This is a genomic window from Kocuria sp. CPCC 205235 (genome assembly GCF_040980905.1).
Lineage (GTDB): Bacteria > Actinomycetota > Actinomycetes > Actinomycetales > Micrococcaceae > Kocuria > Kocuria carniphila.
In genome coordinates this window covers 57,044-82,478 of the sequence record NZ_JAVKPR010000003.1, presented here as the reverse complement: position 1 = coordinate 82,478, position 25,435 = coordinate 57,044, and the positions used below count along the sequence as shown (strand labels likewise).

The 25,435-nt window shown below is 63.9% G+C and carries 26 protein-coding genes and 1 riboswitch; of the genes, 22 read left to right on the top strand and 4 right to left on the bottom strand.

Annotated features, from left to right (window positions below; all coding sequences use genetic code 11):
• Positions 1-3 precede the first annotated feature (3 nt).
• The 12 genes from RF638_RS03265 to RF638_RS03210 all read left to right on the top strand — a co-directional run bounded on the left by RF638_RS03265 (position 4) and on the right by RF638_RS03210 (position 12,993).
• A complete protein-coding gene (locus tag RF638_RS03265) occupies positions 4-1,641 on the top strand; it encodes a cation acetate symporter (RefSeq protein ID WP_095796732.1) in 1,638 nt (545 codons plus the stop codon).
• A 117-nt stretch (positions 1,642-1,758) separates the two neighbouring features.
• Entirely contained in the window at positions 1,759-2,028 is a 270-nt protein-coding gene (locus tag RF638_RS03260; protein WP_095796731.1) for a GlsB/YeaQ/YmgE family stress response membrane protein, read from the top strand.
• A 111-nt stretch (positions 2,029-2,139) separates the two neighbouring features.
• Positions 2,140-3,423, top strand: a complete 1,284-nt coding sequence (gene dxr, locus RF638_RS03255; protein ID WP_129701607.1) for a 1-deoxy-D-xylulose-5-phosphate reductoisomerase — start codon at positions 2,140-2,142, stop codon at positions 3,421-3,423.
• A 32-nt stretch (positions 3,424-3,455) separates the two neighbouring features.
• Positions 3,456-3,570, top strand: a riboswitch (SAM riboswitch).
• Positions 3,571-3,673: 103 nt separating this feature from the next.
• Entirely contained in the window at positions 3,674-4,561 is an 888-nt protein-coding gene (locus RF638_RS03250; RefSeq protein ID WP_165189395.1) for a MetQ/NlpA family ABC transporter substrate-binding protein, read from the top strand.
• Positions 4,558-5,610, top strand: a complete 1,053-nt coding sequence (locus RF638_RS03245) for a methionine ABC transporter ATP-binding protein (protein ID WP_095796730.1) — start codon at positions 4,558-4,560, stop codon at positions 5,608-5,610. Before RF638_RS03250 ends, RF638_RS03245 begins: the two co-directional genes overlap by 4 nt.
• Complete coding sequence (locus RF638_RS03240; protein ID WP_129701518.1) at positions 5,610-6,266, top strand: methionine ABC transporter permease; 657 nt, start codon at positions 5,610-5,612, stop codon at positions 6,264-6,266. Before RF638_RS03245 ends, RF638_RS03240 begins: the two co-directional genes overlap by 1 nt.
• A 180-nt stretch (positions 6,267-6,446) precedes the next feature.
• Positions 6,447-7,613 carry a flavodoxin-dependent (E)-4-hydroxy-3-methylbut-2-enyl-diphosphate synthase gene (gene ispG / locus RF638_RS03235; RefSeq protein ID WP_095796728.1) on the top strand — a complete coding sequence of 389 codons (1,167 nt, stop codon included), beginning with the start codon at positions 6,447-6,449 and terminating at the stop codon, positions 7,611-7,613.
• A 38-nt stretch (positions 7,614-7,651) separates the two neighbouring features.
• A complete protein-coding gene (locus RF638_RS03230; RefSeq protein ID WP_368629920.1) occupies positions 7,652-8,473 on the top strand; it encodes a GNAT family N-acetyltransferase in 822 nt (273 codons plus the stop codon).
• A 91-nt stretch (positions 8,474-8,564) separates the two neighbouring features.
• Positions 8,565-9,392, top strand: a complete 828-nt coding sequence (locus tag RF638_RS03225; RefSeq protein ID WP_315276247.1) for a hypothetical protein — start codon at positions 8,565-8,567, stop codon at positions 9,390-9,392.
• An 84-nt stretch (positions 9,393-9,476) separates the two neighbouring features.
• The gene (locus RF638_RS03220; protein WP_368629919.1) at positions 9,477-10,226 is read left to right on the top strand and encodes a hypothetical protein; all 750 of its coding nucleotides are present in this window, start codon (positions 9,477-9,479) and stop codon (positions 10,224-10,226) included.
• Between the two features lie 100 nt (positions 10,227-10,326).
• Positions 10,327-12,156 carry a proline--tRNA ligase gene (locus RF638_RS03215; protein ID WP_095796724.1) on the top strand — a complete coding sequence of 610 codons (1,830 nt, stop codon included), beginning with the start codon at positions 10,327-10,329 and terminating at the stop codon, positions 12,154-12,156.
• Between the two features lie 30 nt (positions 12,157-12,186).
• Positions 12,187-12,993 (top strand): TSUP family transporter, encoded by an 807-nt coding sequence (locus tag RF638_RS03210; RefSeq protein ID WP_368841436.1) that lies wholly within the window; start codon positions 12,187-12,189, stop codon positions 12,991-12,993.
• Here RF638_RS03210 and RF638_RS03205 read toward each other — a convergent pair.
• Positions 12,980-13,957 carry a hypothetical protein gene (locus tag RF638_RS03205; RefSeq protein ID WP_368629917.1) on the bottom strand — a complete coding sequence of 326 codons (978 nt, stop codon included), beginning with the start codon at positions 13,955-13,957 and terminating at the stop codon, positions 12,980-12,982. The two genes, RF638_RS03210 and RF638_RS03205, sit on opposite strands and share 14 nt — an antisense overlap.
• Positions 13,958-14,020: 63 nt before the next feature.
• Between RF638_RS03205 and rimP the strand changes: the two genes are divergently transcribed.
• From rimP to RF638_RS03160, 9 genes are all read left to right on the top strand, one after another.
• Positions 14,021-14,512, top strand: coding sequence for a ribosome maturation factor RimP (gene rimP, locus RF638_RS03200; RefSeq protein ID WP_368629916.1), 492 nt, complete (start codon positions 14,021-14,023; stop codon positions 14,510-14,512).
• A gap of 135 nt (positions 14,513-14,647) precedes the next feature.
• Complete coding sequence (gene nusA / locus RF638_RS03195; protein WP_368629915.1) at positions 14,648-15,625, top strand: transcription termination factor NusA; 978 nt, start codon at positions 14,648-14,650, stop codon at positions 15,623-15,625.
• Between the two features lie 133 nt (positions 15,626-15,758).
• A complete protein-coding gene (locus tag RF638_RS03190) occupies positions 15,759-16,091 on the top strand; it encodes a YlxR family protein (RefSeq protein WP_368629914.1) in 333 nt (110 codons plus the stop codon).
• A 124-nt stretch (positions 16,092-16,215) separates the two neighbouring features.
• Positions 16,216-19,131, top strand: a complete 2,916-nt coding sequence (gene infB / locus RF638_RS03185; RefSeq protein ID WP_368841435.1) for a translation initiation factor IF-2 — start codon at positions 16,216-16,218, stop codon at positions 19,129-19,131.
• A 165-nt stretch (positions 19,132-19,296) separates the two neighbouring features.
• Positions 19,297-19,761 carry a 30S ribosome-binding factor RbfA gene (gene rbfA / locus RF638_RS03180; protein WP_095796717.1) on the top strand — a complete coding sequence of 155 codons (465 nt, stop codon included), beginning with the start codon at positions 19,297-19,299 and terminating at the stop codon, positions 19,759-19,761.
• Positions 19,762-19,766: 5 nt separating this feature from the next.
• Positions 19,767-20,795, top strand: coding sequence for a tRNA pseudouridine(55) synthase TruB (gene truB, locus RF638_RS03175; protein WP_095796716.1), 1,029 nt, complete (start codon positions 19,767-19,769; stop codon positions 20,793-20,795).
• Positions 20,795-21,172 (top strand): hypothetical protein, encoded by a 378-nt coding sequence (locus RF638_RS03170; RefSeq protein WP_095796715.1) that lies wholly within the window; start codon positions 20,795-20,797, stop codon positions 21,170-21,172. Before truB ends, RF638_RS03170 begins: the two co-directional genes overlap by 1 nt.
• Positions 21,173-21,215: 43 nt before the next feature.
• The gene (locus RF638_RS03165; RefSeq protein ID WP_095796714.1) at positions 21,216-21,683 is read left to right on the top strand and encodes a hypothetical protein; all 468 of its coding nucleotides are present in this window, start codon (positions 21,216-21,218) and stop codon (positions 21,681-21,683) included.
• Positions 21,684-21,725: 42 nt separating this feature from the next.
• Complete coding sequence (locus tag RF638_RS03160; protein WP_095796713.1) at positions 21,726-22,739, top strand: bifunctional riboflavin kinase/FAD synthetase; 1,014 nt, start codon at positions 21,726-21,728, stop codon at positions 22,737-22,739.
• Positions 22,740-22,759: 20 nt separating this feature from the next.
• Here RF638_RS03160 and RF638_RS03155 read toward each other — a convergent pair whose 3' ends face one another.
• The 3 genes from RF638_RS03155 to RF638_RS03145 are packed head-to-tail and all read right to left on the bottom strand — an operon-like array spanning position 22,760 to position 24,864.
• The gene (locus RF638_RS03155; RefSeq protein ID WP_129701544.1) at positions 22,760-23,623 is read right to left on the bottom strand and encodes an aldo/keto reductase; all 864 of its coding nucleotides are present in this window, start codon (positions 23,621-23,623) and stop codon (positions 22,760-22,762) included.
• Positions 23,624-23,635: 12 nt separating this feature from the next.
• Positions 23,636-24,409: a 5'-methylthioadenosine/S-adenosylhomocysteine nucleosidase gene (mtnN, locus tag RF638_RS03150; protein ID WP_129701546.1), complete on the bottom strand. Its 774-nt coding sequence runs from the start codon at positions 24,407-24,409 to the stop codon at positions 23,636-23,638.
• Positions 24,406-24,864, bottom strand: coding sequence for an S-ribosylhomocysteine lyase (locus RF638_RS03145; protein ID WP_129701548.1), 459 nt, complete (start codon positions 24,862-24,864; stop codon positions 24,406-24,408). The genes mtnN and RF638_RS03145 overlap by 4 nt, the downstream gene beginning before the upstream one ends.
• Positions 24,865-25,057: 193 nt before the next feature.
• Here RF638_RS03145 and rpsO point away from each other — a divergent pair, with 193 nt between their 5' ends.
• Positions 25,058-25,327: a 30S ribosomal protein S15 gene (rpsO, locus tag RF638_RS03140; RefSeq protein WP_016996788.1), complete on the top strand. Its 270-nt coding sequence runs from the start codon at positions 25,058-25,060 to the stop codon at positions 25,325-25,327.
• Positions 25,328-25,435 lie beyond the last annotated feature (108 nt).

Genomic DNA, 25,435 nt, shown 5'->3' with positions numbered 1-25,435 from the left:
ATCATGATCAACATCACTAATGCGGCACTTCCGGCGATCCATGCCGCCACTGACACCGAAACCGTCGGTACTCCGTGGATCAACATCAGCGTGTTCCTGGCATTCGTCGTGGTCACGCTGGTCGTCGTAATCCGCGCTTCCAAGTCGACATCCACGGCGGCCGACTACTACGCGGGCGGCCGATCGTTCTCCGGTACCCAGAACGGCCTGGCCATTGCGGGCGACTATCTCTCCGCGGCATCGTTCCTCGGCATCGTGGGGGCCATTGCGTTGCAGGGTTACGACGGGTTCCTGTACTCCATCGGCTTCTTCGTCGCGTGGCTCGTGGCCCTGCTACTCATCGCCGAGCCGCTGCGAAACACCGGTAAGTTCACGATGGCGGACGTGCTCTCCTTCCGCCTGCGTCAGCGTCCAGTGCGCGTCGCGGCGTCCATTTCCACCCTGGCCGTGACCTTCTTCTACCTTCTGGCGCAGATGGCCGGCGCGGGTGCTCTCGTGTCGCTGCTGTTGGGCATCGGTTCCAAGACCGGTCAGTCACTGGTCATCGTGGTTGTGGGCATCATCATGATCGTCTACGTCTTGGTGGGCGGCATGAAGGGCACCACGTGGGTCCAGATCATCAAGGCGTGCCTGCTGGTCACGGGTGTTGCCGTGATGACCGTGTGGATCCTGGCCATGTTCGGCTTCAATTTCTCGGCCATCCTGGGCGCCGCAGTGGAAACCAATAACAACCCCGCCATGCTGGATCCGGGACTGAAGTACGGCTTGAGTGAGATCACCAAGATCGACTTCATCTCGCTGGGCCTGGCTCTGGTGCTCGGTGCCGCCGGTCTGCCGCACGTGCTCATGCGCTTCTACACGGTTCCCACCGCCAAGGAAGCACGCAAGTCCGTGGTGTGGGCCATCACCCTGATCGGCTTGTTCTACCTTTTCACCCTGGTGCTGGGTTTCGGCGCAGCCGCGTTGATCGGCTCCGACCGGATCTTGAATTCCCCCGGTGGCGTGAACTCGGCCGCTCCATTGCTCGCCTACGAGCTGGGCGGCTCCATCCTGATGGGTTTGATCGCCGCAGTGGCCTTCGCAACCATCCTTGCCGTCGTCGCCGGTCTGGCCATCACGGCCTCAGCGTCCTTCGCGCATGACATCTACACATCCGTGATCAAGAACGGCAATTCCGACCCCAAGCAGGAACTGCGCGTCGCCAAGACCACCGTGGTCATCATCGGCCTGGTGTCGATCGCCGGCGGTATCGGCGCCCAGGGTCAGAACATCGCGTTCCTGGTGGCACTGGCCTTCGCGGTCGCCGCATCGGCCAACCTCCCCACGATCCTGTACTCGCTGTACTGGAAGCGCTTCACCACCCGCGGTGCCGTGCTGTCCATGTACGGAGGTCTGATCAGCTCCGTGGTCCTGATCATCTTCTCGCCGGTGATGTCGGGCGCTGAGACGTCCATGATCCCGGGTGCAGATTTCGCCATCTACCCGCTGTCCAACCCGGGCATCATCTCCATTCCGTTGTCGTTCCTATTGGGCTTCCTCGGTTCCATGTCCGAGCGTCGGCCGGAGGATCCCAAGAAGCAGGCCGAGATGGAAGTTCGTTCCTTGACGGGCGTTGGTGCTGAGAAGGCAGTCGATCACTGATTGAGTGTCCTGACGATTTCTCCTGTAACCTGATAGGAAGCTGGCAGTCAGTACGCTGACCAAGGCATACGAACGCGACGACCTCGTGTTAAAGCAAACAGCTAAACTGGAGGAATCATGGGCATTATTAGCTGGATCGTCCTGGGCCTGATCGCTGGCGCACTCGCCAAGCTCATCATGCCGGGTCGTCAGGGTGGCGGCATCATCGTCACCATCATCCTGGGCATCATCGGTGCCATCCTGGGCGGCTTCCTGGGCAGCCTGGTGGGCATCGGATCCTTGGAATCCGTGTTCGACATCGGAACCATCATCACCGCAATCGTGGGCGCACTCATCGTGCTGTTCATTTACGGTGCAGTGACCGGCCGCAAGGGCGCTCGTCGCTGATCCACGGCATCACTGAACGAGGGCGTCACCTCCGGGTGGCGCCCTTGTTGTATGTGCTGAGCTCCTCCGATCCACGAGATACTGGTGACCATGTCTGACGCACCCCTGACCATGACCCCCGAACTCGACAGCGCCACTGGCAAGCATCCCCGGCGCGTGGTCATTCTGGGTTCCACGGGCTCCATCGGTACGCAAGCGCTCGACGTCGTCGCCTCCGCGCGTGGCCTGCGGCGACCGGGCGAGGGCGACGCCGCCGCGGGGCACCCGCCGCTGTCGGTCACGGCCTTGGCCGCCGGAACGTCCAACCTGCCGGTGCTGGCGGAGCAGGCCGTCCGAGAACGTGTGGCCGCGGTCGGAACCAGTGGCACGGCCGACCACGCCCGGCAACTGAAAGAACTCATTGCCCAACGAGCCTCGGGGGAGGGCCTGACAGGCTTCACCCCCGAGATCTTCCACGGGCCTGAGGCCGCAACGTGCGTGGCGGAACACTCGGACTGTGATGTTGTTCTCAACGGCATCACCGGGTCCATCGGACTGGCTCCCACGCTCGCCGCATTACACGCGGGGACGCCCGTGGCGCTGGCCAACAAGGAGTCCCTCATCGCGGGCGGCCCGCTGGTCAAACAGGCCGCGGCCGCCACCGGCCTGGAGACCCCGCTGATCCCGGTGGATTCCGAGCACTCGGCTCTGGCGCAGGCGCTGCGGGGAGGCCGTTCGAGCGAAGTCGACCGATTGATCCTCACCGCCTCCGGCGGACCCTTCCGAGGGATGTCCCGGGATCAACTCACCACGGTCACGCCCCAGCAGGCGTTGAAACACCCCACATGGGACATGGGGGTGATGGTCACGACCAATTCGGCCACCATGGTCAACAAGGCGCTTGAGGTCCTGGAAGCATCCTTGTTGTTCGACGTTGCCCTGGACCGGATAGACGTGACCGTGCACCCACAGTCCGTGGTGCATTCCATGGTCCAGTTCGTGGACGGTTCCACCCTGGCCCAGGTATCACCGCCGGACATGCGACTGCCCATTGCCCTGGGTATGGGGTGGCCCCACAGAATTCCCGGCGCGGCGGCGTCGTGCGATTGGACGCAAGCGGCGCACTGGACCTTCGAGCCGCTGGACACCGAGGCATTCCCCGCCATCGAGCTGATGAAGCATGCCGGGACGCTGGGCGGCACCTGGCCGGCCGTGTTCAACGCGGCCAATGAGCAGGCCGTGTACGCCTTCCACCGGGGTGAGGTGAACTTCACGACCATCGTGGACATCGTTGCGGTGGTCGTGAATGAACACGAGGGCGACACGACCCCGCGGCTCGAGGACGTCCTGGGCGCCGAGGGCTGGGCCAGGAACCGGGCGGATCAGTTTATTGCGCAGCGTTTCAGCGCACGCTGATCACCGCCGGCCCCATGTTAGGCTTGGCCGCGGATGACGAGATCCGGCGTCAAGCTCTGGCTGGCCGGACGGCAACCCTCTCCCGTAGCGGGGTGCCCCAGATGACCATCCGGCCGCGGTTAACGTAGCTCCCGGCAAGTGCGGTTTCCCGAATCAACTAGCACGAGCCTTGCAACTGCGGTGTGTCCTCGGACGTACCGCTTTCAGTTGTTAATCGCCCAGAACATTTCACACCTCGGAAAGGCACATCGTGCGATCTCACCGTTTGATCCCCCTTGCGCTGGCCACCACCATCGGCCTCACCTTGACCGCGTGCGGCGGCGGAGATTCTGAATCCTCCGATCCTGCTGCGGACGGCACCGTCACCATTGGCATCGTCGGCTCGGAGCCCGCTCACGACGCGCTCAAGGAAGTCGCTGCCGAGAACGACATCACCGTCGAGTACGTGGATTTCAGCGACTACAACCAGCCGAACCCCGCCACCAAGAGCGGCGACGTGGACATGAACTGGTTCCAGCACACCGCGTACCTTGCTGACTACAACAACAACTCTGGTGACACCATCACACCGGTCGGGTCCACCGCGATTTACCCGTTGGGTATGTACTCCAGCAAGTACGACTCCCTGGACCAGATCAAGGACGGCGACGAGATCGCGATTCCCAATGACTCGATCAACCTGGGTCGTGCACTGAACCTGCTCAAGCAGGAGGGGCTGGTCGAATTCACCAAGGACACCATTGCCCCGACCGAAGGCGATATCGACACCGAGAAGTCCAAGGTCTCTGTGCGTCCCGTGTCCGCCGAACAGACTGTTTTGTCAATGGATTCCGTGGCGGCTTCCGTGATCAACAACGATTTCCTGGGCCGAGCGAACATCGATCCCAAGTCCGCTCTCGCATCGGATGATCCCAAGCAGGACAGCGCCAAGGTCTTCAACAACCTGTTCGCTGCTACCGAGGCCAACGCCGACAACGAAACCCTCAAGAAGGTTGCAAGCTTCTACTACGACCCCAAGGTCTTGAAGGCCGAGGACGAGGAGAGCAAGGGCACCGCTGTCCCGACAGAGGTGGACCAGCAGGAACTCAAGGATCTGCTGACGCGGTACCAGGAAGACCTGAAGGAACAGACCCAGTGACGGAAGTATCCAGTGAGCGCACCCTGGTGCGCTTCCGGGACGTCAGCAAGGTCTACACGGGCGGATCCAAGCGCGCACCGCGAGTGGTCAACGCCGTGGACAGCGTCACCCTGGACATCACCAAGGGCGAGATCTTTGCCGTGATCGGGTACTCCGGAGCCGGCAAGTCCACCCTCGTGCGATTGATCAACGGTCTGGAGCCCATCAGCTCCGGATCGCTCGAGGTTGCGGGTAACCGGGTGGACGGTAAGTCCGAGGTGCAGTTGGCACCCATCCGCCGCAAGATCGGCATGATCTTTCAGCAGTTCAACCTGTTCAACTCGCGCACCGTGGCGGGCAATATCGAGTATCCGCTCAAGCGTGCCGGGTGGAAGCCCGAGGAGCGCAAACGACGAGTGACCGAGCTGCTGGACTTCGTGGGACTGACGGACCGTGCCAAGAACTATCCCGAAGAGCTGTCCGGTGGGCAGAAGCAGCGCGTGGGCATTGCTCGCGCCCTCGCCTCCAATCCGGAGTTGTTACTCGCGGACGAATCGACCTCGGCGCTGGACCCCGAAACCACCCAGGAAGTGCTCGGACTGCTCAAGCGGGTCAACCGGGAACTGGGGATCACCATTGTGCTGATCACCCACGAGATGGACGTGGTGCGTTCCATCGCGGATCGCGTAGCCGTGATGGACAGCGGCCGAGTGGTCGAAATGGGCACCACGTCGGACGTTTTTGCCTACCCCCAGGCCGAGACCACACGGAAGTTCGTCTCCTCGGTGATGCGCACCGTTCCCCGTGAGGACGAGATCGCCAAGCTGCGCGAGGAACACCCGGGTCGCCTGATCCTGGTGGATGTCACCGACCAGAACCGGATCGGCTCCGTTCTCTCGGAGTGCGCCCGGGACGGCGTGACGTTCAACATCGCGTTCGGTGGCATCTCCATGCTGCAGTCGCGGTCCTTCGGCACGTTGACGCTGTCGTTGAACGGTCCGGACACCGCCGTGGAGAACACCATTGTTCGGCTGCGTGAAATCACCAAGGTAGAGGAGGTGACCCGCTGATGGATTGGTCATTATTGGGACCCCAATTGCTCTCGGCCACCGGCGAGACCCTGTACATGGTGGCAGTCACCCTGGTGTTGGCCGGTCTTATCGGGCTGGTGGTCGGCGTGGGACTCTACGTCACCCGTCGGGGCAACATCCTGGAGAACACCGCGGTTTTCACCGCGCTGAACCTCCTGGTGAACTTCATCCGCCCCATCCCGTTCATCATTCTGCTGGCCGCACTTGGCCAGGCCACCGAGGCCGTCGTGGGCACCCGACTGGGTCCTAACGCCGCGATTTTCGCCATGACCATTGGTGCAACGTTCGCTGTGGCGCGCATCGTGGAGCAGAACCTGATGAGCGTGGATCCCGGTGTGGTTGAGGCCGCTCGTTCCATGGGTGTGTCTCGGTTCCGGATCATCACCACGGTGATCCTGCCCGAGGCTCTCGGCCCGCTGGTGCTGGGTTACACCTTCTTGGTCATCGGCATCACGGACATGTCCGCCATGGCCGGTGCCATTGGCGCTGGTGGTTTGGGCGACTTCGCGTTGCGTCTGGGTTACCAGCGTTTCAATGACGAGGTCACCTGGGCAGCTGTGATTGTGATCATCATTCTGGTGCAGTTGGTTCAGTTCTTCGGCAACTGGTTGGCGCGCAAGATCATGCGCCGCTAGCGAGGACAACCGCTACGAATCCCGCCCCGGGCCTTCCCACGGAAGGCCCGGGGCGGCGTCGTTGGGCGTTCGTTTGCTCACGTCCGGCTGCAGGCTCTCGGCAAGGTGGCACAATGGAAGGTGAATAAATCGGGGAGTGCCCTTGCGCACCCCCGGCCAACAAGCTTCTGGAGGCAATTCGTGAGTTCGGTCAGTCTCGGTATGCCCGCTGCACCCCAGCCGGTCCTTTCACCTCGACGGAAGACCCGTCAGATCCAGGTGGGGTCCGTGGGTGTCGGATCGGATTTCCCGGTCAGCGTGCAGTCGATGACCACCACGCCCACCACCAACATCAACGCCACGCTGCAGCAGATCGCAGAACTCAACGCAGCTGGTTGCGACATTGTGCGTGTGGCCTGCCCGTCCCAGGATGACGCTGATGCGTTGCCCATCATTGCCAAGAAGTCACCGATCCCGGTGATTGCTGACATCCACTTCCAGCCCAAGTACGTCTACGCGGCCATCGATGCCGGCTGTGCCGCGGTACGCGTGAACCCGGGCAACATCCGCAAGTTCGATGATCAGATCGAGGGCATTTCCCGCGCAGCCGAGGCCGCGGGCGTGTCCATCCGGATCGGCGTGAACGCGGGATCGCTGGACAAGCGCCTGCTCGAGAAGTACGGCAAGGCCACCCCGGAGGCACTCATGGAGTCCGCCGTCTGGGAAGCCTCTTTGTTCGAGGAACACAACTTCCACGATTTCAAGATCTCCGTCAAGCACAACGACCCCGTGACCATGGTGCGCGCCTACCAGTTGCTCGCCGAGCGCGGTGACTGGCCGTTGCACCTGGGTGTGACCGAGGCCGGGCCCGCGCTGCAGGGCACCGTGAAGTCCGCGACCGCCTTCGGCATTCTGCTGGGACAGGGCATCGGCGACACCATTCGCGTCTCGCTGTCCGCACCCCCGGTCGAAGAGGTCAAGGTGGGCAACCAGATTCTGCAGTCGCTGGGCCTGCGCCCGCGCAAGCTGGAGATCGTCTCCTGCCCGTCCTGTGGCCGCGCCCAGGTGGATGTCTACAAGCTCGCCGACGACGTCACCAAGGGTCTCGAGCACCTGACCGTGCCGTTGCGCGTGGCCGTGATGGGTTGTGTCGTCAACGGGCCTGGCGAGGCTCGCGAAGCCGATCTGGGTGTTGCTTCCGGTAATGGGAAGGGACAGATCTTCGTCAAGGGTGAGGTCATCAAGACCGTTCCCGAGGACCAAATCGTGGAGACCCTGCTGGAGCAGGCGAATCGCATGGCCGAGGACATGGAGCTCGACGAGAACGGTCAGCCCGTAGAGGGCGCCCCGGTCGTGACGGCCGGATGATCCGATACCGGGTGACGCGTCTGCTGGTTCCCGGGGCAGTGCCCCAATCCCAATTAGACCAGCTCCTGGCGCGTCACGCGGTCTCCTCGGTGTTCGTGGGCTCCCACGTCGATTCGGTGCGCACCGCACGACGTCGCCGCCCTCCGCCCGTGGTGGGCGTCATGAACCCGGATCAGGAACTCGTGGGTGCCTGCTGGGTGGGTACCAACGTGGTCCCCGTGGCGCTGGACGAGACCGGGCAGGACCTCGTGGCTGATTATCTGGCGCGGGGCGGGGCTCACTACGCGTCGATTTTCGGCCCCGCGGATCCCGTCATGGGGCTCTGGAACCGCCTTAAAGGTTCGTGGCCGCTTCCCTTCGACGTGCGTCCAGAGCAACCGCTGCTGGCCATGGACCAGGACCCAGCCCCTGAACAGTTGAATCACGTCTCGCGTCGAGTGCGGTGGGCCGAGATCTCGGAGTTCTCCCGCGTGCTCCCCGCGGCCGCGGCCATGTTCGAAGAAGAAGTGGGCTATTCACCGTTCGTGGATGGTGCTCAGAGTTACCGCAAGCGTGTGGAGCAGCTGCTGCGTGAGAAACGAACCGCGGTGCTCACCAACGACACGGACGGGAAAGTCCTCTTTAAAGCGGACATCGGTTCCATCAGCGGTGGGGTGTGCCAGATCCAGGGCGTGTGGGTCGATCCTGCCTATCGCGGTCAAGGACTCGCGGCACCCTGTATGGCCGCTGTGGTGGCGTTGGCTAGGACATATGTTCCCGTGGTCAGTCTCTACGTGAATTCCTACAATGCCCCGGCCCTGGCCACGTATCGCCGGGCCGGTTTTGAGAGATCCGGGACCTTCGCGACCGTTCTGCTGTAGTCAGGGCCCGTCATGTTGTTCCGGGAGAACGGCAAGCCAGTAACTGGTCAGTACCATTGAGGTCGATTGCCTGGGGAGGGGATTGACTGCCATGAAGAATACCGGGCGCGCAACGAAGCGCGTCTCGATCGTGGGTACGCTCATGTGCGCCGGCCTGGGACTGTATATGCTCTCTGGTTGCGCTTCACCGGAAGCTCAGCACTCCACCGAGTCCCACATCGTGGTCGAGCCCGAAGACGCACGCCAGTCGATGGACGGTGTGCTGGTCTCGGAGGAGAATCCGTTGTCGTTGTACACCACTCGACAGGGCGCGGGCACAGCCGCCAGTGATCAGCCTTCATCGCCGGGTACGAACGAGACCGGCGGTGACTCCGGGGGTAGAGCGCGCGACCGCGCGGTCAGCGAACTGGGGTTGGGGGCCCAAGCGGACCCCAAGATCTGCGAACCCGTGAGGGACGCTGCAGTGTCCTACCTGGCGGTTCCGGCATCATCCACGAACTCGTACAAGGCGTTGAGCCGGGACAATCTCACGGCCGTCACAGTTGAGCTGACGGATTCGGCCGAGGATGCTCGAGAACGGGTGACCGAGAACATCGAACTTCACGGGCGCTGCCAGGACATGACCATGACGGTGTCCGGTGTCAGCGTTCAGACCCGGGTGATGCCCCTGGACGTGGATGTGGATGCGTTGCAGAGTTCAGCGGCCAAGGTGAGCGGAACGGTGTTGGGAGCACCGCTCAAGACCGTGCTGGTGCAAGCCAGCCTGGGCAACGCGGTGGTCACGGTGGCGCACTTCGATTCGGATTTCCTGGTCACCGGCGATATGAACAGCCAACGTATGCCGGCCGAGGATCTCGAACGCGAAGCCACGGACGTGGCCAACGAGGTGCTTCACAATCTGCGTGAACACGCGGCGTGAAGTGTGAACCGGGTTACCTTTGGAGCGTGGCGCGATCAGCCGCTGAAGACAACTGACAGTACCGGCGAAAATAGGTGATCTCCGATGGGCTCCAAGACCACTACCCCCGCATCGTTCTCTCGTATTCAGTCCCCCCGACGCCGCGGCGCACGTGCCGCGGCGGCTGTCGCGATCGCAGCACTCGCGCTCACGGCATGTTCTTCCGGGGGAGGTAACGAACCCGACCCCGAAGCCAGCTACTCCCAAGACCAATTGATTACCGCGCTCAACAGCGTGGAGGTGGACGGTCAGACCCTGACCGCCGAGGCCATGGATCAGGAGAGCGCCGGTACCCAGATGGATGACATTGAGCAGGCGTTGGAGCAGGCCACCATCGAGCCCTCGCAATGCAAGGACCTGGTCAAGGCGGCCCTGGACTCTTCCTCCGGCCACGTTGAGAACATCGTGGTGGCCACACCCTCGGGCGGGAAGTTCGCGGTGAGCGCCATGCCATTGGGATCCGGGGACGAGGCCACCGAGCACGCGAAGAACGCCAACCAGCAGAACGAAGACTGCCAGGACTTCACGATGGAGCTCATGGGAAGCAAGATCGAAGCCACCATCGAACCGCGTGACATCGAGGTCGATAACGGCTCCGAAGCTTCCATCATGGACATGACCATGGACATGAGTGGACAGTCCAACAAGATGACTCAGGCCTCCGCCGTGGTCGCAAACACCTTTGTCGTGGTCAGTGGCCAGGGCGCATCCAGTGAGTCGGAAAGCGCCTCGTCCGAAACCCCGGACATCGAGGCCATCCTGCAAGAATCCGCCAACAAGATTTCTGAACAGTAAGCATCCATCTTGGTCTGAGAGGCTGGTATCTGGGGGATAGAATCCCACCAGATACCAGCCATTTTTTCGAAGGCCCGTTTACGGGCGGTTAGGACTCTTCGTGCCGCTTCGCCTGAGTTCCCTGTTCCTCCGCACTTTGCGTGAGGATCCCGTTGATGCAGACGTGGCCAGCCACCGACTGCTCGTGCGCGCCGGTTATATTCGTCGCGCCGCTCCGGGTATTTACACGTGGTTGCCGCTCGGGCTGAATGTGCTGCGCAAGGTCGAGTCCGTGGTCCGCGAGGAAATGGACGCGATCGGTGCGCAGGAAGTTCACTTCCCGGCGTTGCTGCCCCGTGAACCGTACGAGACCACCAATCGCTGGACCGAGTACGGCGAGAACCTGTTCCGGCTCCAGGACCGCAAGGGCGCCGATTACCTGCTCGCGCCCACGCACGAGGAAATGTTCACCTTGGTCGTGAAGGACATGTACTCGTCGTACAAGGATCTGCCGGCGATGCTCTACCAGATCCAGACCAAGTACCGCGACGAGGCCCGCCCTCGCGCGGGTCTGCTGCGCGGTCGCGAGTTCATCATGAAGGATTCCTATTCCTTCGACGTGGACGACACCGGTCTGGACGAGTCCTACGCTAAGCACCGCGCCGCGTACGTTCGGATCTTCGAGCGTCTCGGTTTGCCCGTGGTCGCGGTATCGGCACAGTCGGGAGCCATGGGCGGTTCGCAGTCCGAAGAGTTCATGCACCCCACGCCCATCGGCGAGGACACCTTTGTCCGGTCGGCCGGCGGCTACGCCGCCAACGTGGAGGCCGTCACCACCGTGCCGCCCGAGGCCATTGCCTACGACGACGCTCCGGCCGCCCAGGTGAACAGGACCCCTGACAGTCCCACGATCGAGACTCTCGTCCAGCGTTCCAACGAGCTCCACCCGCGTGAATCGGGGGAGTGGACCGCCGCGGACACGCTCAAGAACGTGGTGCTGTCGGTGACCCTTCCCGATGGCGAGAAACAACTGGTTGCCGTGGGAATCCCCGGTGATCGTGACATCGACATCAAGCGTGTGGAGGCCGGTATCGGCGAAGCTCTGGGCGTGGGCGGCGAACTGGACGTGGAACCCGCCAGCGACGAGCAGCTGCGGGCCCGCCCCGAGATCGTCAAGGGCTATCTCGGCCCCGGTATGACCCGGGACGATGCCCTGTTGGGTGCAAAGTCCCAGTCGGAGATCCCGTACTTCGTGGATCCCCGCGTGGTGCCCGGTACCAGCTGGATTACCGGCGCCAACGTGAGCGAAATGCACGTGTACGGCCTGGTGGCCGAGCGTGACTTCACGTGGGACGCCACCCTGGAGGCTTGCAGCGTGCGAGCCGGTGACCAGGCTCCCGACGGTTCCGGTGAACTGGAGATTGCCCGCGGCGTAGAAATGGGGCACGTGTTCCAGCTCGGCCGCAAGTACGCGGAGGCTCTGGGGCTGAAGGTGCTAGACCAGAACGGCAAGCTCGTGACCGTGACCATGGGCTCCTACGGTGTTGGCGTGACACGCGCGCTGGCCGCCGTGGCCGAGTACTACCACGACGACAAGGGCCTGATCTGGCCCCGCAACCTGGCCCCGGCCGATGTGCACGTGGTGGCCACGGGCAAGGGTGCCGAGGTGCTCGAAGCTGCCGAGGAAATCGTCAAGGAGATCGAGGACGCGGGTCTGAGCGTGATCTTCGACGACCGTCCCAAGACCTCACCGGGCGTGAAATTCGGTGACGCAGAGCTGCTGGGTGTTCCCACGGTCCTGGTGATCGGACGCGGTCTCAAGGACGGACTGCTCGAAGTGCGCGATCGCCGCAGCGGCGACAGCCGGGACATCGCCCGGGACCGAGTGGTCCAAGAGCTGCAATCGGAAATCTCGAACAGCGTTCAGCCCGAATCGGCCGAGGCCCGGTAACCGCTCGCGCGGTCACCACCGGTATCCCGCGTGGACGCATGGTTCTTGGAAGGCTCGGGGTTGGAATCCGCAACCCCGGGCCTTCTGCTGCTCTTGGTACTGACCGGCCTGGCCGCCGGATTCATCGATGCGGTCGTGGGTGGCGGCGGACTGCTACAGCTGCCCGTTGCCATGATGATTCCGGGAATCACCCCCGTCCAGGCGCTCGCGACCAACAAGATGGGGTCGATCTTCGGCACGGCAACCTCCGCGGTCACGTATTACCGCCGGGTGCATCCGGACCTTCGCACCGCCCTTCCCATGGCGGTGGTGGCCCTCGTTGCTTCAGGTGGGGGAGCGGCGGTCGCATCCTTGCTGCCCGCCCAGGTCTTTCGGCCGATCATCGTGGCAGCGCTGATCGGTGTGTTGATTTTCACCATTGCCCACCCCACCATGGGGCAGCTCACGGCCCTGCGGCACAGCGGCGCGCGGCACTACGGATTGGCCATTCTGCTGGGCGGCGGCATCGGCTTCTACGACGGCGTCATGGGTCCCGGAACCGGATCCTTCCTGGTGATCGGGCTGGTCTCGGTGCTCGGCTATAGCTTCCTGGCCGCGAGCGCCAAGGCCAAGATCATCAATCTGGCCACCAACATCGGCGCACTCATCGTGTTCACGGCCAACGGGTCGATCCTGTGGGGACTCGGCTTGGTGCTGGGCATCAGTAACATGCTGGGTGGCTACATCGGTGCCCGAACGGCCGTGGCGAAAGGGAGTTCTTTTATCCGGATCATCTTCTTCGTGGTGGTGAGCGTGCTCATCGTGAAGCTTGGATGGGACATCCTCAGCGGTCGCTGACCTGGTGTTCACCCGCCAACGCGGGCACGGGATCGGAAGGCTGCAGTAGCGCCTGAGTACGCGCCGAGGATTCCAGGACATCCATGAGCCAGACACGTTCAATGGGGGTGACCGTGCTGATGGCGCCTTGAGCGTAGGCAGACACGTCTTGGGCCACCTCACCCGACGCGGCCTCGGGGTCATCCGCGATGTCACGCGGTAACTCGTAACCGCCGCGTGCGGGGCGAGGCTCACATTCGTACAACGACTCGACCGCGGGGTGGTCCTGAATCCGCTGCAGACTCTCCTGCCATCCGGTGAGCGCCCGAGCGGTTTCTGAGAAATCGGTGCCGCGCGCATCGGCCGATTGAGCGGTGAACAGGGCTCGGTCAATCTGCGTGGCCACGGCGGTCAGCTCGGGTGTGCACCGCTCGGTCACTTCTGCTTCGGCTTCCTGGCTTCCGGCATCCGCGGGTGCTCTTTCGTCGGATACATCGTTTTGCATCAATGACTGTGCGGTTCCGTCCTGCCGGGTGACTTCCGCGGACCACGAGGCCGCGATGCCGGCCATCGTGGCTGCCAGGTCTGGGTCTTCTTGATCCGTGGCCAGTTCAGTCATGCGGGAGATGGCCGTGGTCAGGTCGGTGTCCGCGGAAGCAGCGTCCTGCGGTGTGCGGTCCGTTGTACCCGTTGTGGCATCCGGTCCAGAATTTGTGCCACGCGTGTCTTCCAGCCGGTCGCGCTGCGCCGGGGTGGCCGCGGGCCCGAGCGCGGAGAGTTGGCGATCCGTGGTGTCTTGCGGAACGACGTCGCGGGGCGATTCATCCACGGAGGTGACGATGTCGCGGGCGGTGAGCCGGGCGGCGTCGTGCTCGGACAACGGGCGCCACGTGGCCCAGGCACCGGCCGCGAGGACGGCGACCAGCGCAATGGCCAGGAACGCAATCACCCACGGCCAGGCGCGAATGCTGCGGTCAGCGGCCACGATTCCTCCCTAGCTCCGGTTTTGTTCCATGATAGAGAGAACGACCGACACGAAGGAGAACGCATGAGCTCGGCAGACACTACCGCCATTCGCAACGCCGTGGAGCCAGTGGTCACCACCGCGGGACTGTATCTGGAAGACCTCGATCTCGAGACCAAGGGCTCCCAGCGGACCCTGCGGATCGTGCTGGACCTGCCGGACGGCACGGACGCCCTGAACCTGGATCGCCTGGCCGAGGTCTCCCGTGACATTTCCGCCGCGCTGGACGAACACGACCCCGTTCCGGGACCGCCCTACGAACTGGAAGTCTCCACGCCCGGTGCCACCCGCGAGCTGGAAACCCCACGACACTGGATGCGCAATGTCGGCCACCTGGTGCGTGTGCGCCCCGCGGACGGCGAACGTTTCACGGCCCGCCTGCTGGAAGCCCACGACGATCACGCGGTGCTCCAGCGTTGGCACCAGCCCAAGAAGGGCATGCCCATCAAGTATTTGGATCCGGAGCGGCTGGACTACCAGAACGTGCGTGGCGCGCGCGTTGAGGTCGAAATCTAAACCCGCACGGGGGATGTACCATAGCCCGAAGAACAAATAGCCAATACCCACGCGCAGCGCTCCACACCTCCCATGTGTGGCGCGCTGTTTGGTTCCCGGACGGGTCCCGAATGGGCACGAAGGAAGGCCGGTCACATGGACATTGATATAAGTACCCTGCGTCTGCTCGAACGCGAACGGGACATTCCGGTGGACGTGTTGATCCCCACCATCGAACAGGCACTGTTGCTCGCCTACCAGAAGTCCCCGGGTGCCGTGAGCGGTGCTCGCGCAGAGGTCGAACGCCGCACCGGTCACGTGACCATCTGGGCGGACGAGGTCGACGAGGACGGGAACAAGATCGGCGAGTTCGACGACACCCCCGCCGGTTTTGGTCGCATTGCCGCCGCCACCGCACGCCAGGTCATCCTGCAAAAGCTGCGGGACGTGGAGGACGACAACGTGCTGGGCCACTTCAAGGGCCGCGAGGGCGAACTGGTGTCCGGCCAGATTCAACAGGGAAAGAATCCCAACATGATCCAGGTGAACCTGGGCACCGTGGAGGCCGTGCTGCCACCGCACGAGCAGGCACCCGGCGAGGTCTACAAGCACGGCGCCCGCATTCGCGCGTTCGTGGTGGAGGCCAAGCGCGGCATGAAGGGCCCGTCCATCACGCTGTCCCGTTCGCACCCGGACCTGGTGCGTCGCCTGTTCGAGATGGAAGTTCCCGAGATCGCGGACGGCTCCGTGGAGATCGTCGCCCTGGCCCGCGAGGCCGGTCACCGCACCAAGATGGCCGTGGTCGCGACTCGTCCCGGGGCCAACGCCAAGGGCGCGTGCATCGGTGAAATGGGTTCGCGTGTGCGCGCCGTCATGAACGAACTGGGGGAGGAGAAGATCGACATCATCGACTTCACCGAAGAACCCGACGTGTTCATCGCCAATGCCCTGTCCCCGGCCAAGACCACCCGCGTGGAGGTCGTTGACGAGCGAACTCGCTCGGCCCGAGCCGTGGTACCCGACAGCCAACTGTCACTGGCCATCGGCAAGGAAGGGCAGAACGCTCGACTGGCCGCGCGCCTGACCGGCTGGCGCATCGACATCGTGCCCGAGTCCCGAGTGGCGAATCACTGAGAAAACTCGCAATTCGAGGGAATCAACCCCGGCGCGTTAGACTGGTCTACGGTCAGTTCGTGAATTGTGCGTACTCACCGGCATCGCACCTGGCGAGTGCCGAGTACTCACGTGAGCAAGTACAGGAGCGAGGGTGAGCCAGAACAGCCTTCGAACCTGTGTGGGATGCAAGAAAATTGTGTCCCCTGACCAACTCGTCCGCGTAGCGGTGGAGCAGACGGAGCAGGGCCTGGAAGCCGTGTTCGACGTGCACCGCCGTATCGGCGGCCGAGGTGCCTGGGTGCATCCCACCCAGGAATGCGTCAGGACAGCAGTGCGACGCCGCGCGCTCAATCGCGCGTTTCGCACCGCCGTCAGTGCCGAGAACCTCGGTCACCACCTCAACGTTTTACTGTCCACACGGTGGAACGGACAGAAGGAAAGCGAGTCAGAAGACCATGGAAAACCGATGAGTGCCAAGCGATGAGTACTTTTTCGTACTCCGCCCACGGCCAGCAGGGTGACATGTCGATCATCGACGCGCCCCAAGGCCGCATCAACGGAAGATAATGGTTCGTGCCTGTTTCGGTGCGAACCGAGACAGGAGAAATGTGGCCAAGCCCCGTGTCCACGAGCTCGCCAAAGAGCTCGGTATCACGTCTAAAGAAGCGATTTCCAGGCTTCAAGAATTAGGGGAATTCGTCCGTGGAGCATCCTCCACGGTGGAGCCCCCCGTAGCCAAGAAACTTCGTTCTGCATTCCCCGCCGGTTCCGGCGACGCTGCAGCGGAGAAGGCTCCCCAGAAGAATCAGAGCACCAAGTCGGCGCAGAAGTCCCAGCCCAAGGCCGAGACCAAGCCCGCTGCCGAGCGCCCCGCAGCAGCCCCCGGCCCCAAGCCGGGTCAGGCTGCTCCCAAGCCCGCTCAGGCCAAGGAAGAGACGGCTCCGGCTGCCGCTCCCAAGGCGGAGTCCACGCCCGCTCCGGCACCCAAGGCGGAGGCTCCCAAGGAACAGGCACCCAAGGGGCCCGAGTCCAAGCCGCAGTCACCCAAGTCCTCGGCCCCCAAGCCGGGCGGTGCGCGTCCGGGTAACAACCCGTACGCATCGCAGCAGGGTATGGGTCGCGGTTCCGAGTCCGGCGGTCCCAAGCCGAGTGGTGCTCGTCCGGGTCAACAACGTTCCGGCAAGCCGGGCGCACCTCGCCCCGGTAACAACCCGTTCGCCCCGCAGCAGGGTATGCGTACCAGCGGTTCCGGCCAGGGCGGTCCCCGTCCCGGTGGACCCCGCCCCGCAGGCCCTCGTCCGGGCGGTCCCCGTCCCGCGCACGGCGGTCAGGGCGGCCAGGGTGGACCCCGTTCGGGTGCTCCGCGTCCGGGTGGCGCACGCCAGGGCCAGGGTCAGGGTCAGGGTGCTCCCCGTCCCGGTGGTCCTCGCCCTTCGCCCAACATGATGCCGGGGCACACCACGGGTGTGGCTCCCATCGGAAGCCGTCCCGGTAACGCCGGTGGCGGTGGACCCCGCCGCGGTGGTGGCGGTCCCGGTGGCCCCGGTGGCGGCGGCGGTTTCCGCGGCCGCGGTGGTCGTGGTGGTACCCAGGGTGCGTTCGGTCGAGGCGGCGGTGGCCGTGGACGTCAGCGCAAGTCGAAGCGCGCGAAGCGTCAAGAGCTTGAGCAGATGTCAGCACCCGCCGTGGGTGGCGTCTCCGTTCCGCACGGTGATGGCAACACGGTGGTCCGCCTGCGTCGCGGTGCCTCGCTCATGGACTTCGCTGAGAAGATCAACGCCAACCCGGCATCGCTCGTGACCGTTCTCATCCACCTGGGTGAGATGGCCACGCAGACCCAGTCGCTGGACGAAGAAACGTTCGAGCTGTTGGGTGCCGAGCTGGGCTTCAAGATCCAGGTCGTCTCGCCGGAGGACGAGGAGCGCGAGCTGCTCGAATCCTTCGACATCGACCTCGAGGCCGAAGCCGAGGCCGAGGGCGACGAGGTTCTCGAATCCCGTCCTCCGGTTGTCACCGTCATGGGTCACGTCGACCACGGTAAGACCCGTCTGCTCGACGCGATCCGTAACACCACGGTGATCGAGGGCGAGGCCGGCGGCATCACCCAGCACATCGGTGCGTACCAGATCTCCACCGAGGTGGACGGTGAAGAGCGTCTGATCACCTTCATCGACACCCCCGGTCACGAGGCGTTCACCGCCATGCGTGCCCGTGGTGCCAAGGTCACGGACATCGCCGTGCTGGTGGTCGCCGCTGATGACGGCGTGATGCCCCAGACCGTCGAGGCGTTGAACCACGCCCAGGCGGCCGGTGTGCCGATCGTGGTCGCGGTGAACAAGATCGACAAGCCGGAAGCCAACCCGGAGAAGATCCGCGGTCAGCTCACCGAGTACGGATTGATCCCCGAAGAATACGGTGGCGACACCATGTTCGTGGATGTCTCCGCGCGTGCCGGTCAGAACATCGAAGACCTGCTCGACGCGGTCGTCCTGACCGCTGACGGTGCCCTGGAACTGCAGGCCAACCCGGACAAGGAAGCTCGTGGCGTGGCGATTGAAGCCAACCTGGACAAGGGCCGCGGCGCAGTGTGTACCGTGCTGGTCCAGTCCGGCACGCTGAAGGTCGGCGACGCCATTGTCGCGGGTGCGGCTCACGGCCGCGTGCGCGCCATGTTCGACGAGAACGGTCAGGCAGTCGAGACTGCCACCCCGTCCCGACCGGTCCAGGTGTTGGGTCTGTCCGCAGTGCCCCGCGCCGGTGACACCTTCCTGGCCACCCAGGAGGAGCGTACGGCTCGCCAGATCTCCGAGAAGCGTCAGGCCGCTGACCGCAACGCTCAGCTGGCCAAGCGTCGCAAGCGCATCACGCTCGAGTCCTTCGACGAGGCCGTGGCAGAGGGCAAGATGGACACCCTCAACCTCATCATCAAGGGTGACGTGTCCGGTGCCGTGGAGGCGCTGGAAGATTCGCTGCTCAAGATCGATGTGGGCGGAGACGAAGTTCAGCTGCGCGTCATCCACCGCGGTGTGGGTGCCATTACGCAGAACGACGTCAACCTGGCCACCGTGGACAACGCGGTCATCATTGGCTTCAACGTCCGCCCGGCGGAACGTGTCACCGAACTCGCGGACCGCGAGGGCGTGGACATGAAGTTCTACTCGGTGATCTACAACGCCATCGACGATGTCGAGAGCGCCTTGAAGGGCATGCTCAAGCCGGAGTACGAGGAAGTGGAGCTCGGTACCGCCGAGATCCGCGAGGTGTTCCGCTCCTCCAAGTGGGGCAACATCGCCGGTGCGTACATCACCAAGGGCGTGGTCAAGCGCAACGCCAAGGCGCGCCTGGTCCGCGACGGCAACGTGGTGAAGGACAGCCTCACCATCGATTCGCTGCGTCGCTTCAAGGATGACGCCACGGAAGTTCGCGAAGGTTTCGAGTGCGGTATCGGCCTCGGTTCCTTCAACGACATCCAAGAGGGCGACATGATCGAGACGTGGGAGATGCGCGAAAAGCCGCGCGCCTGAGTCACGTCACGTTCAAGCGGCGGGTACCCCGGTTTCCGGTAGGTACCCGCCGCACCGGCCCGTCGCCCACGGCGGCGGGCCCGCGGCGTCGTCGTGATGGCGGCGCCGCACCCCAGATTTTTTAGATACGGAACGCACCGCGTTCCCCAGCGAAGGAGAGTCACCATGGTTGACGCCGCACGCGCCGCACGGCTGGCCGACCGCATCAAGGTGATCGTTGCCCAGGCCCTCGAGCGCCGGATCAAGGATCCCCGCGTCGGTTTCGTGACCATCACCGATGCCCGGGTCACCAACGACCTTCAGCACGCGACGCTGTACTACACCGTCTACGGCGATGAGACGCAGCGCGCGGAGACCGCGCAGGCACTGGAGTCCGCCAAGGGCGTGCTGCGTTCCGAGGTCGGCAAGAACATCACCGCCCGCCTCACGCCCACGCTCACCTTTGTCGCGGACGAAATCCCCGCCGACGCCGCCCGGCTCGAAGAGCTCTTGCGCGCCGCACGCGAAAAGGACGAGCAGGTCGCGGCTCAGGCCGTCGGCGCCTCCTACGCCGCGGGTGAGGACGCGTACCGCACCCCCGAGGACGACGCCGCGGATGACGATACCGACGACGACTCGCCCCGGAGCTGACGCGCGTGAGTGAACGTCCCCACGTTCCGAGCCCGGCCCCCTCGCTTCCGAGGACGGCCGGGTTCGTCATCGTCGACAAGCCCCTGGGCTGGACCTCGCATGACGTCGTGGCACGAATGCGGCGCCTGGCCGGGACCCGCAAGGTAGGTCACGCCGGCACGCTGGACCCGGCGGCGTCGGGAGTCCTGGTGCTGGGTGTCGAGAAGGCCACCAAGTTGCTGACCTGGGTCACCGGAACGTCCAAGACGTACGAGGCGACCATTCGATTGGGCGCAGCGACCGTGACCGACGACGCCGAGGGCGACGTGACCGAGCGCGCGGATGCCTCGACCCTCGCGGGAGTAAGTGACAGCGACATTCAGCGTGAAGTTTCCGCACTTACCGGCGAGATCCAGCAGGTACCGTCAGCGGTGAGCGCCATCAAGGTGAACGGAAAACGCTCCTACGCCCGAGTTCGCGGCGGCGAGGACGTCGAACTGGCCGCGCGACCCGTCACGATCCACGAATTCACGGTGCACGACATCTCGCGCGACGAGACCGGCATCGATGTGACGGCCACGGTCTCGTGTTCCTCAGGCACCTACATCCGTGCGCTGGCCCGTGACATGGGCCGTGGCCTGGGCGTGGGCGGACACCTGACGGCGCTGCGCCGCACGCGCGTGGGGTCCTTCACTCTCGACCAGGCGCACACGCTGGACGACCTGACGCAATCGGTGAGCGACGGCGGGACCGTGGACACCCTGGAGATCAACCGTGCCGCGGAACTGCTGTTTCCCGTGCGCCGTTTGGACGCGGGGGAGGCCACGGACCTGTCGCACGGTCGCCGGATCTCCGCGCACCCGGCCGATCTGGTCAGCGGAACAGACTTGCCCGTTGCGTGCTTCGCACCTAACGGGACTCTGGTGGCCCTGGCCGAGAACCGCGGCTCCGCTTCCAAGCGCTACGCGGCATCCGTTCTGGGCATTGCCGCGGGCGAGACGTTTTCTGCCGACTCGACCGGCACGTCCGAACCGTCCGAACAGGAGAATCACTGATGCTGTGGGGTTACGACGGATGGTTCTGGGCCTCGGTGGTGATTGGAACGCTGTCGTGTTTGATCTGCCTGGTGCAGGCGATGCGCGGACGCGAACCCGACGACTTCTCACAAGGCTCCGTGCTGATTCTGGAACTGTTCCTGCTCGTGTACGTGGTGGGTTCGATCTTCCTCCCCATCTTCGGGTCGGAAGCCTCGGGCAGTGTTCTCGAGTACTGGGGTTACCTGCTGACGGCGCTGCTCATCCCGGCCGGAACGTTCATTTGGTCTCTCGTGGAACGCTCACGCTGGTCCACGCTCATCCTGGCTGCGGCCGGACCCGTGGTCATCATCATGGTCTACCGCATGAACTACATCTGGTACTACCAGAACGTCTGAGGCCGGCAGCATTGACCACTCCGCGGAAAGGAACGGGATCACGGTGACCAAGTCCACCGAGCACAACGCGTTGCAGCAGCGTTTCGGCAACCGCGTGAAGACAAAGCGCACGGATGCCAAATCCAGCGGATTCGGGAGGCTCATCATCGTGATTTACGGGGTGTTCTCGCTCTCGGCAGGTGTGCGTTCCCTGTACCAGCTGGGTACGGAGTTTTCCGAGGCACCGCTGGCGATCATCCTGTCCACGATTTCCGCCGTCATCTACGTGATTGCGACCGTGGCACTGACCAAGACCGGCCCCGGTTGGCACCGGATCGCGTGGATCGCCGTATGGATCGAGATGATCGGCGTGCTCGCAGTCGGCCTGCTCAGCGTGCTCTCGCCCGAACTCTTCCCCAAGGCCAGTGTCTGGTCGCACTTCGGCGCGGGTTACGGTTTTGTGCCCTTGGTCTTGCCCATGATCGGTCTTATCTGGTTGTGGCGCACCCGTCCCACCCGCGCCAACGGGTAGGCTCGTTTCGTCCCGCCCGCACACTCGACATCGAGGAGAACAGTGATTCGCTGGAGATCCCGCGACGACATCACCCCGGGTTTCGGACCGTCCGTGGTGACGATTGGAAACTTCGACGGAGTCCACCGCGGTCACCAACACGTCTTCGACACGTTGTTGGAGGTGGCCGGGGAACGCACCGCGAAATCGGTGGTGGTCACCTTTGATCCCCACCCGGCGCTGGTGCACCGGCCCGAGTCTCACCCCGGCGTGATCATGGGGCTCGAGGACAAACTCGACGCACTGGAACACACCGAGATCGATGCCGTGCTCGTGCAGCCCTATTCCCTCGATTTCGCTCAATTGACCCCCGAAGAGTTCGTGGTCGACTACCTGGTCAAGCCGCTCGAAGCGGTGTGCCTGGTGATCGGTGAGGACGTGCGTCTGGGTAAGGACAACACCGGCGATCTGCATGCCATCAGGGCGCTGGGCGACAAGCACGGTTTCGACGTCGTGGTCGTCGAGGACGTCGTGGGCACCGATCCTTCGACTCCCCTCAAGAACGGCACACCCGCGGCCGCGGCTACGGAACGCCGCTGCTCCTCCACGTGGATCCGCTCGTGCCTGGAAGCCGGTGACATGCGCGGCGCCACGGGTTTGCTCAGCCGCAACCACCGGATGCGCGGGGAAGTAGTGCACGGAGCTGCTCGCGGTCGCGAACTGGGATTCCCCACCGCGAACCTTTCGCCGGACGCGTCCGGATTCATCCCCGCGGACGGTGTCTACGCGGGATGGCTCGTAGATCAGAACGGCAAGCGCTGGCCCACGGCCATTTCCGTAGGCTCGAATCCGACGTTCGAAGGGGTCTCCCGTCAGGTCGAGGCGCACGTGATCGATCGGCCGGAAGAGAACATTGAGGACTTCGACCTCTACGGTCAACAGGTCGTGGTGGAATTCGTGGAACGACTGCGCGGCATGGTTGCCTACCGCGGCATCGATGCGCTGGTGGCCCAGATGAACGACGACGTCAAACGGTCCCGCGAGATCCTGGCCAAGGAACCTCACGAGACCGCCTGATACATCCGGCCGGGTAGTTGCTACATCTCCTCGTGCTCAAGGGGATCGAAACCGGAGCCGCTCAATCCGGTGTGCAACATCTTGATGCGTCGCATCTGATCGTCCGAGAGATCCCAGTCGAACACGTCCAGGTTCTCGGCCATGCGGGTGACGTCCGAGCTCTTGGGGATGGGCAGGATGTTGGACTGGATGTGCCACCTCAGGATGACCTGGGCGGGCGTGCGGCCGATGCTGCGGGCAATTTCCGAAAGCCACTCGTGCTGCAGGATGTCCGTCTTGCGGCCCAACGGTGACCACGCCTCGGTCACGATCTTGTGTTCTGCGTGGAACTCGCGCAGCAGTTCCTGCTGGTACTGCGGGTTCAGTTCCACCTGGTTGATCACCGGCATCTCGTCCGTTTCCTTCTCGAGCCGCAGCAGGTGCTCCGGCAGGAAATTGGACACGCCGATCGACTTGATCAGGCCCTGATCCCGCAGCTCGATCATGGTCCGCCAGGACTCCACATAGCGGTCCACGGAGGGATTGGGCCAGTGGATCAGGTACAGATCCACGTAATCGGTTCCCAGCCGTTCCAGGGAGCCTTCGAGCGAGCGCCGAACGGAATCCGTTCCGTGATGGCGACCCGGGAGCTTGGTGGTCAGGAAGATGTCATCGCGGTTGATCCCGGATGCCTTGACGCCGCGACCCACACCCAGTTCGTTGCCGTAGTTCACGGCGGTGTCGATCAGGCGGTAGCCGCGCCACAGCGCTTCAGGGATCAGCGCCTCAGCCTCGGCGTCGTCCATGGGGTAGGTCCCCAGGCCCAACTGCGGAATCTTGTTGCCGTCGCGCAGCACGTGGGGCGGGGCGTCCGGGACGGCGTCCTCAAGTTTCTTGTCGCTCATGCGTTCCTCAATTCACTCGGCAGTACTTTGGCGGAGGGTGTTCAATACCTGGCACACGGCACTCGCGCTGATCTCCGCCACAAGGTCGATCTCCAGGTGGAACTGTTGTCCGGCGGCGGGACCGCACAGATCCGACACGCTGCGCACCGCCAGGAAGGGGTATCCGCGGGTGGCGCACACCTGCGCCAGCGCGACCGTTTCCATGTCCGTGCTGAGCGCCTCGGGGAAGATCTCGCGGGTGGCACCCACATTGGCTTCCGTGACGAACGAGCCACCCGAAAGCATGGTGCCACGGAGAACGGTCTGCTCATCGCTCCCGACCAGAGTTTCCGTGGCATTCAGCAAACTCTCAGCGGGGGAGTAGCTTTCCGGCATGCCGGGTACCTGTCCGGGAACATATCCAAACGCCGTGGCATCTGCATCCGTGTATCGATAGCCGGTGCCGATCACCAGGTCACCCACGTTCACGTCCGCTCGTAGGCCCCCTGCCGAACCGGCCGCGAGCACCATGGAGGGCTCGAAACGTTCGATCACCGCCGTCACCGCCGACGCCGCATTGACCAGCCCGATACCCATGCGCACGAGCAGCACGGGGGCACCTTCCAGGACCACCGCGTAGACCAGTGCCTGACCCACGGTGAGCGGCTGCGCCGCTTGTTCCTCGGCGCGCGTCAGAAAAGGTGCTGCCTCTTCGTCCATGGCGACCACCACGGCGGGTGCGCCCACGCAGCGACCGAACAGGGCGGCGTCGTGATTCAACGTCTCCTGGGAGGCGCCTGCGCTCACTTGGTGACCACGTCCCAGGCGGCGCGTTCGTCCAAGAAGTCCTGCACGGCAGACTTGGCGGCCTCAAGGCTGTGGTTGGCGCCCCAACCGCACTGCACCTCGTTGGCGGCCGGAACCTCGTCCGCCGCGAGGATGTCCTTGAACGTGGCCTCCAACAGATCCTTGAACTCAGCGTCCTCCACGCCCAACATGAGCGCGTAGAAGCCGGTCTGGCAGCCCATGGGGGAGAAGTCGATGAGCGCTTCGGTGTGATTGCGCATGTGCTCCGCGGTGAGGTGCTCGATCGAGTGGATAGCCGGCATCTCCAGGTGCGATTCGTTGGGCTGGGAGAACCGCACGTCGTACTTGATGAGCGTGTCTCCTCCGGGCAACTCCTTGCGATCGGCAATCCGAACGTAAGGGGCCGCGACCGAACGGTGGTCGAGGTTGAAAGACTCCACATTCATTTTCTTCATGGTCCTCATTGTCCCAGTTGACGGGGACATCCATAACGGTGACCCGCCTGATACGACGTATTGGTTGACGTCCGTTAGACTGGTCAACGGCCTGACTGCAGTCCGTGGCGGTCAGATCTCGGGTGAGACACCCGAAACCCGGGCGCGAAACCTGCGCACCGGGCGGTCACGGTACTAACTCAAGGAGTTACTTATGGCACTGGATGCCGCTATCAAGCAGGAAATCATCAAGGAGTACGCAACTCACGAGGGTGACACTGGTTCCCCCGAGGTGCAGATTGCCGTGCTGTCCCGTCGTATTTCCGACTTGACCGAGCACCTGAAGCAGCACAAGCACGACCACCACACCCGTCGCGGCCTGATGGCCCTGGTGGGTCGCCGTCGTCGCATGCTTGACTACCTGCGTCGTACTGACATCGCTCGCTACCGTGCGCTCATTGAGCGCCTCGGCCTGCGTAAGTGATCTAAGTTCTCGGTGTTCCCCGTGTTTTCACCCGTGAAGGCGCGGGGAACCGCCGTAACCGGCGCTGTTCGTGACGAACACCGCCAGGTTCCACACGGAACCACCGGC

Excerpts from the sequence above, each read along its gene's own strand:
- dxr (WP_129701607.1), top strand. The coding sequence starts at position 2,140 with ATGACCCCCGAACTCGACAGCGCCACTGGCAAGCATCCCCGGCGCGTG.
- RF638_RS03155 (WP_129701544.1), bottom strand. The coding sequence starts at position 23,623 with ATGAGCGACAAGAAACTTGAGGACGCCGTCCCGGACGCCCCGCCCCAC.
- rbfA (WP_095796717.1), top strand. The coding sequence starts at position 19,297 with ATGGTTGACGCCGCACGCGCCGCACGGCTGGCCGACCGCATCAAGGTG.
- RF638_RS03240 (WP_129701518.1), top strand. The coding sequence starts at position 5,610 with ATGGATTGGTCATTATTGGGACCCCAATTGCTCTCGGCCACCGGCGAG.
- rimP (WP_368629916.1), top strand. The coding sequence starts at position 14,021 with ATGAGCTCGGCAGACACTACCGCCATTCGCAACGCCGTGGAGCCAGTG.
- RF638_RS03145 (WP_129701548.1), bottom strand. The coding sequence starts at position 24,864 with ATGAAGAAAATGAATGTGGAGTCTTTCAACCTCGACCACCGTTCGGTC.
- nusA (WP_368629915.1), top strand. The coding sequence starts at position 14,648 with ATGGACATTGATATAAGTACCCTGCGTCTGCTCGAACGCGAACGGGAC.
- RF638_RS03225 (WP_315276247.1), top strand. The coding sequence starts at position 8,565 with ATGAAGAATACCGGGCGCGCAACGAAGCGCGTCTCGATCGTGGGTACG.
- RF638_RS03170 (WP_095796715.1), top strand. The coding sequence starts at position 20,795 with ATGCTGTGGGGTTACGACGGATGGTTCTGGGCCTCGGTGGTGATTGGA.
- RF638_RS03260 (WP_095796731.1), top strand. The coding sequence starts at position 1,759 with ATGGGCATTATTAGCTGGATCGTCCTGGGCCTGATCGCTGGCGCACTC.
- RF638_RS03265 (WP_095796732.1), top strand. The coding sequence starts at position 4 with ATGATCAACATCACTAATGCGGCACTTCCGGCGATCCATGCCGCCACT.
- RF638_RS03220 (WP_368629919.1), top strand. The coding sequence starts at position 9,477 with ATGGGCTCCAAGACCACTACCCCCGCATCGTTCTCTCGTATTCAGTCC.
- rpsO (WP_016996788.1), top strand. The coding sequence starts at position 25,058 with ATGGCACTGGATGCCGCTATCAAGCAGGAAATCATCAAGGAGTACGCA.